The organism is Streptomyces sp. H39-S7 (genome assembly GCF_027158205.1).
In the GTDB taxonomy this organism is placed as follows: Bacteria; Actinomycetota; Actinomycetes; order Streptomycetales; family Streptomycetaceae; genus Actinacidiphila.
Genome location: NZ_JAPVLU010000090.1, coordinates 11464 through 17316, shown reverse-complemented (window position 1 = coordinate 17316; position 5853 = coordinate 11464). Strand labels below are relative to the sequence as shown.

The 5853-nt window shown below is 67.4% G+C and carries 7 protein-coding genes; 3 read left to right on the top strand and 4 right to left on the bottom strand.

The features are described from left to right. Together O3X23_RS41935 and O3X23_RS41930 are read left to right on the top strand one after the other, a co-directional pair. Positions 1 to 371: YdeI/OmpD-associated family protein (locus O3X23_RS41935; RefSeq protein ID WP_269279948.1), on the top strand; the 371-nt coding region annotated here is incomplete at its 5' end. Between the two features lie 82 nt (positions 372 to 453). Further along, the gene (locus tag O3X23_RS41930) at positions 454 to 894 is read left to right on the top strand and encodes a DoxX family protein (RefSeq protein ID WP_269279946.1); all 441 of its coding nucleotides are present in this window, start codon (positions 454 to 456) and stop codon (positions 892 to 894) included. Between the two features lie 10 nt (positions 895 to 904). Here the strand turns inward: O3X23_RS41930 and O3X23_RS41925 are convergent, their stop codons facing one another. From O3X23_RS41925 to O3X23_RS41915, 3 genes are read right to left on the bottom strand one after another with little or no spacing between them, the layout of a single operon-like run. Next, positions 905 to 1591 (bottom strand): winged helix-turn-helix transcriptional regulator, encoded by a 687-nt coding sequence (locus O3X23_RS41925; protein WP_269279944.1) that lies wholly within the window; start codon positions 1589 to 1591, stop codon positions 905 to 907. Between the two features lie 4 nt (positions 1592 to 1595). Then, on the bottom strand, positions 1596 to 2300 hold the full coding sequence (locus O3X23_RS41920) for an alpha/beta fold hydrolase (RefSeq protein ID WP_269279942.1): 705 nt from the start codon (positions 2298 to 2300) through the stop codon (positions 1596 to 1598). After that, positions 2297 to 3244, bottom strand: a complete 948-nt coding sequence (locus O3X23_RS41915; RefSeq protein WP_269279941.1) for an LLM class flavin-dependent oxidoreductase — start codon at positions 3242 to 3244, stop codon at positions 2297 to 2299. Before O3X23_RS41915 ends, O3X23_RS41920 begins: the two co-directional genes overlap by 4 nt. Before the next feature lie 100 nt (positions 3245 to 3344). Between O3X23_RS41915 and O3X23_RS41910 the strand changes: the two genes are divergently transcribed. Continuing rightward, on the top strand, positions 3345 to 3773 hold the full coding sequence (locus O3X23_RS41910; RefSeq protein WP_269279939.1) for an organic hydroperoxide resistance protein: 429 nt from the start codon (positions 3345 to 3347) through the stop codon (positions 3771 to 3773). A 603-nt stretch (positions 3774 to 4376) separates the two neighbouring features. On the opposite strand, the gene O3X23_RS41905 is transcribed toward O3X23_RS41910, so the two are convergent. After that, the gene (locus O3X23_RS41905; protein WP_269279937.1) at positions 4377 to 5837 is read right to left on the bottom strand and encodes a non-reducing end alpha-L-arabinofuranosidase family hydrolase; all 1461 of its coding nucleotides are present in this window, start codon (positions 5835 to 5837) and stop codon (positions 4377 to 4379) included. Between the last annotated feature and the right edge of the window lie 16 nt (positions 5838 to 5853).

Here is a 5853-nt window from a genome sequence, read left to right as displayed (position 1 = left end):
TGGTAGCAGCGCTCGGCGGGGGCGCACGGCCGCCAGTGACGCTCTCGAGCCACGGGCATTCCTGGAAGTGGCGTGTCGCCATCCTGCGAGGCCGCCACCTGCTCGGCCTCAGCAACGCCAACCGGCAGGCCGCGGGTGTCGCGATCGGCGAGGAGGCCGAGGTCGAGCTGGAGCTCGACACCCAGCCGCGCGTCGTCGTCGAGCCCCCGGACTTCGCCCGGGCCCTGGACGGCGACCCGGTCGCCCGCGCCGCGTACGACAATCTTGCCTTGAGCCGCAAGCACGAGCATGTGCGCGCCATCGAGAGTGCGAAGAAGCCCGAGACGCGCCGACGGCGCATCGAGAAGGCCATCGCCACCCTGCGGGGCTGACCCCCGAAAGAAGAGACTCCGGCGGCACTGCAACCACCGTGCGGAGGTTTGACCCTGCCCCATTCCTCTTGAAAGGACACGTATGTCGAAGAGACTCATGACCGGTCTGTACTGGTTCCTGGCCTTCGAGTTCGCCCTCGGCGCCGTGACCAAGTACTGGCCGGGCGACACGATTTTCAGCTCGGCGTACTCCGTGAAGTTCGTCGAGTGGGGTTACCCGTCCTGGATGCGCTTTGTGGTCGGTGCACTGGAGGGTGCAGCCGCCGTCCTGCTGGTGATCCCCGACAAGCGAACACGCTTCCTGGGTGCCACGACGCTGATGTTCGTGCTCACCGGTGCGGTCACCACCCACATCGTCAACCACGACCCGGCGGTGGAGAGCTGGGCCGCGCCGACCCACCTTCTCATCATGGGCATCCTCGCGCTGGCCAATTGGCCCGCCGACTGGCGCGACCTCGGACCCCGGGCCGGAGGCCTCGCCGGGCGCCGTCCAGGGGCACTACGAGGGTCTGGTTCTTCGTGAGATCGTGGGGTCAGGACGGGTTCTGGTCCGCTGTGCGGGTACGCGGCGGCGGCAGACGGAACAGCCCGCTCAGCTTGCGGAGAGCCTTTCTGTCGCCGGAGGCCGATGCGGCGCCGATGTCGATCGCCTCCATGAGTGTGAGGTCTTGACTGGTCAGCCGCAGGAAGGTCTCCTGGTCGAGCGTGAGGGTCACGTCCGGGTGTTGCGCTGGTCCTTGCAGGACCTCGAGCAGTCCGTCGTCGACGCGCGCGTGGAAGACCTCAGCGTCGATACGAAACTCGTAGACGGCGTGAAGGCCGGTGGCGGCTGCGGGGTCGAAGCAGGCGCGCAAACCGAGCATGGCCCAGCCCGGATGAAAGGTCTCGCTCGGCCGACGCTGGCCCATCGACCACTTCAGGCCCCACCGGGCCAGCTCCAGGATCGCTGGGCCGAGTTCCTCGCCGGCCTCGGTCAGGGCGTATGCGGGAGTTCGGGCGGGGGCCGGAAGCGTGATCTTGTGCGCCAGTCCCTCGCGCTCCAGATGTTTCAGCCGGGCGGCCAACAGCCCCGTGCCGAGGCCGCGCAGGCTGGCTTGCAAATCACCGAACCGTTTGGGCCCGGTCAAAAGCTCGCGGATCAGTAGCAGCGTCCAGCGTTCACCGACGATGTCGAGGGTGCGCGCGGTCGCGCAGTACTGGTTGTACGTTCGCTGTTCCACTCCGTCATTCTAGACTTTGAGCTTCCTGTTCTTGAACGAGACAGGCATCGAGGAGTATCCGGGCGAGCAGCTCCGGATCGGTCAGCATCACGTCGTGCGGGCCGTCCAGGGCGTGGGTGCGGTAGCCGAGGGACTCGCCGAACCGGTCGAAGGGATACGTCTGGGGCCTGCAGTAGACCGCTGTGCCGGGAATCCGGTCCACGGCCCCGGTCAGCCGCGTGGCCTCGGTGAACGAACGCAGTGCCTGAGGGAGCAAGCGCGCCGCGAGACAGGCGGCGTTGGCGCGGTCGACGATTCCGAACGCCGCCGGGGGCGGGGGCGGGACCTGCCGGCCGTCCCCCCGCGTCCTGGCCGCCGCACGGATCGCGTCGGCGAAGGATTCGGGAGCCAGGCTGAACATGCTGGCGCCATGCGCCCCCGCCCATCCGTCCACCAGCACGATATGACCGACGGCCTCCGGTCGCGCGTCGGCGGCCTGCCGCACGACCAGGCCCGCGTAGCTGTGCCCGACCAGCACCAGATCCTCCTCCTCCGGACAGGCGTCGAGAGCAGCGACGAGCGTGTCGACGTGGTCGTGCAGCCCGTGGTCCCCCGCAGAACTGAGGTCCGGGGTCAGTGTGTGCGCCCCGGCGGCACGCAGCAGGGGGACGATCCGGCCCCAGGCCCAGGGGCCGTGCCAAGCACCGTGGACGAGGACGAAGGTGGTCATCGGCGATCCTGCGCGCGCAGCAGGGGAAGCACCCGGTCGGCGAACTCCTCCAGGCCCGCATCATGGTCCTCGACCGCCAGGCGGATCACGAGGTGGCGGGCGCCGGCTGCGACGTAGCCGTGCAACCAGTCGACGGCCTCGGCGGCGGTCCCGGCGAACACGGCCTGGATGGAGGCGACGAGTTCGAGGGGTGCGTGGTAGTAGCGTTCGATGCTCGTCCGCAGGCGCCGGCGCGCCCGGTCCGGATCCTCGTCCAGGCAGAGAGTCGCGTACAGGGCGGGGGTGAGCGAACGGGACGTGGTGGCCTGTTCGATGGCCTGCAATTCCTTCGCGTAGGTTGTCGCCGAGGGCGGATAGGGAAGCCAGCCGTCGGCGAGGCGGGCCACGCGCCGCAGCGCCGGCCCGCCGCTTCCCGCCAACCAGATCGGCGGTCCTCCCGGGCGGGACGGCGGGGGAGCGATGCGCACGTCTTCGAAGGAGAAGTGCTGACCGTGGTAGGACACCGACTGTCCTGACCAGAGTTGCCGCATGGCGCCGATCGACTCCTGCATGCGCCCGATACGGCGGGTGAAGTCGATGCCGACCGCGGCGAACTGGGCCTCGGTGCCCGGATTCGGGAAACCCCCACCCATGCCGGCGATCACTCGTCCTCCCGACAGCCGGTCCAATGTCGCGAGTTGGTGCGCCAGCAGGATCGGATGGCGCAGCGCCGGCAGGAGCACGGCGGTTCCTAATGTGACCCGTTCTGTGGCTTGGGCGACGGCTGCCAGCAGCAGCAGCGGATCGGCGCGCGGTCTGGTCACCGGGCTGTCACCCGCCCAGATCGAGTCCAACCCCAGCTCCTCTGCCCGCCGTGCTTGGGCGACGAGCCGCCCCGGATCGTGTTCTTCCTGAAACGACTGGTCCCGCGTCGGCAGCAGATAGCCGACGTTCAGCTTCGTCATGGGTCCTCCCGGTCGTTGTGAGGTTTTCGACCATACGCCATTGACTTCTTGTTTTTGAAGTGAAAACTTCTAAGTCAAGTAGCCAACAGGGGAGTTCGTGATGACGGAAGCGATGTACACGGCACAGGCTCACGTCGCCGGTGGCAGGAACGGCCACGGGCGTACGAGCGATGGACGGCTGGATCTGGATCTGCGACAGCCCAAGGAGTTGGGCGGGGACGGGGAGGGCGCGAACCCCGAGCAACTCTTCGCGATCGGATACGCCGCCTGCTTCGGTTCGACGCTCGACCTCATCGGGCGGCGCAGCAAGCTCACCGCGGACGATGCGGAGATCGACTCGTCCGTCGCCCTGATCCCGGTCGTCGGTGGCCGCTTCCGGCTCGGCGTCGAACTGCGGGTATCTTTGCCCTCGGTCACCGTCGAGCAGGCGGTCGAACTCGTCAGGACAGCCCACCAGGTCTGTCCCTACTCCAGTGCCACCCGGGACAACATCGACGTCGCTCTGGTCGTCAACGGCACTCGGCTGTGACCGCGGCCCGTTCCCTCCCCATCAGCAGCGGAGGGCGCGCTCGGTGCTATCCCTCCGAAACGGGGCGGGCGGGGCCAGTGGCGCTGAGCGTGAGGTCGGTGCGCGTCCACGGCATCAAGCGCTGCTGAAGTTGGTGGGTGGCGGGTTCACGTGTCGCTGCTGTGGCGAGGGCTGGGCTCGGAACAAGCGGCAAGAACTTGCCCGCCAGCAACCCGTTGGGAGTGGCCGCCGATCACACTCGCCTACGGTTCCCACCCCTCCGGTCTGCGCGGTCCCGGACCAGAAGAGCTCTGGTCCGACACGGCCTCATCCACCGCTGACCATGCCCTGGTCGTCGACGGCGGCCAAACCCGTCGGCCAAGCCCACGCACGGGTCCAGTGGCCGGTCATGGCGTCCGGCAGGTACCCGCTACGGCCACCGCGCGGCTTCGGGAGTCAACACAACTCCGTCGACCACGCGGCGGCCGTTCCGTTCCCGCCGGTCGATGGGGGCTCGCAATGTCGGATCGGAGCATCAGCGGGCGGAGTGGCCCGCGCCGTGAACCGCTCTTCGTCGAAGCGCCGGTAGGCGCATCACATCACGACCACCATGGATCAGGCAGGTCAGTGCTGAAGGGTCAGGACACCCGGACGGTACGGCAGTTGGTCGTAGGGGCCGTTGGCGGTGGGGGATTTGCCTTGGTAGAGGAGTTGTAGGTTGCAGGGGTCGATGGTCATGGTCTGGTCGGGGTTGTTGCGGACGAGGTCACCGTGGCTGATGTCGTTGGTCCAGGTGGCGCCGCTGTTGGCTTTGCCCGCGAAGGGGTTGTTCTCGGTGGTGGCCTGCGGGGTCCACGAACCGTTGAGGCTGGTGGCTGTGAACGAGCGGAAGTAGCGCTGCTCACTGGCACCCCGGGCCTCGACGATCATGAGGTACTGGTTCTGGCCCTGGACCTTGTAGACCTGTGGCGCTTCGAACAGGTTCTTCACCGTGTCCGTCATGACCGTCGTGTACGACGAGCCGAAGGTGCCGGGGAAGTTCCCGATGGGCATGCTCGCCCGGTAGATGCTGCCGTTGTCACCGGCGAAGAACAGGTACATGTTCTGGCCGTCGGCGATCAGCGTCTGGTCGATCGGGGCGGCGCCCGGGATGCTGCCGGTGAACAGCGGCTGCGGCGCGGACCAGCCGTTGGGGTTGGTGGGATCGCTGGAGGTGCGGTAGATGAAGGGCCACGCCCCCCACTGGTACGCCAACACCCAGATGTTCTTGGGTGCGAAGTAGAACAGCGTGGGCGCCACCGTGGACTGGCTCATCCCGGTCTGCCCGGCCGATGCCATGTCCGACCAGTTCGTGAAGGGACTGAACGCCATCGAGCCGTACGACGATCCGGACACGTTCGACGCGTAGACCAGGTGCTTGCCGTTGTACACGACGTTGGTGAAGTCCTTCAGCGACGCCCAACCGTTCGCCGGCTGCGCCAACGCACCCGTCGACGACCAACGGTACGTCGACGGAAGGCTGCACGGGGCGGGGTTGCCGCCGCCGACCTTGACGAGCTGCCACTGCTGGTTGGCGCCGCCCCAGTCGTCGTACTGCACGATGTTCGCGTTGTCTGCGGTGGAGGCGCCTTGTACTTCGAGTGCCTTGTTGCTGTTGCGCGAGATGAACCTCACGTAGCCGTCCGAGCTGTCGGCCAGCCGCCACTGCTGGTTGGTGCCGTTCAGGTCGGTCCACTGGACGATCGAGCCGCCGTTGGCGGTGGACCGGTTGGACACGTCCAGCACCTTGCCGGAGAGGCGGGACTTGATGCGGTAGTAGCCGTCGCCGGAGTCGACGAACTGCCACTGCTGCTGGTTCTGATCGTTCCTGGTCCACTGGGTGACGCGCGCGCCGTCATTGGTCGCCAGGTTGTAGTCGTCCAGGGCCTTGCCGCTGTTGCGGTTGACCAGCACATACGAGGCGTTGGTGTCGATGGTCGCGGCGCTGGCGGGCTGGACACTGAGGAAAGTGACCAGGAGCAGCAAGGGCGAAAGGACGGCGAGCAGGCGTCTCAGGTGGGTCAGGGACGGATGGCGAAACCACATCAGAAGAACTCCTTCG

Bases quoted from the DNA above. Each gene is read 5' to 3' on its own strand.
- O3X23_RS41905 (WP_269279937.1), bottom strand. From the start codon at position 5,837: ATGTGGTTTCGCCATCCGTCCCTGACCCACCTGAGACGCCTGCTCGCC.
- O3X23_RS41930 (WP_269279946.1), top strand. From the start codon at position 454: ATGTCGAAGAGACTCATGACCGGTCTGTACTGGTTCCTGGCCTTCGAG.
- O3X23_RS41920 (WP_269279942.1), bottom strand. From the start codon at position 2,300: ATGACCACCTTCGTCCTCGTCCACGGTGCTTGGCACGGCCCCTGGGCC.
- O3X23_RS41910 (WP_269279939.1), top strand. From the start codon at position 3,345: ATGACGGAAGCGATGTACACGGCACAGGCTCACGTCGCCGGTGGCAGG.
- O3X23_RS41915 (WP_269279941.1), bottom strand. From the start codon at position 3,244: ATGACGAAGCTGAACGTCGGCTATCTGCTGCCGACGCGGGACCAGTCG.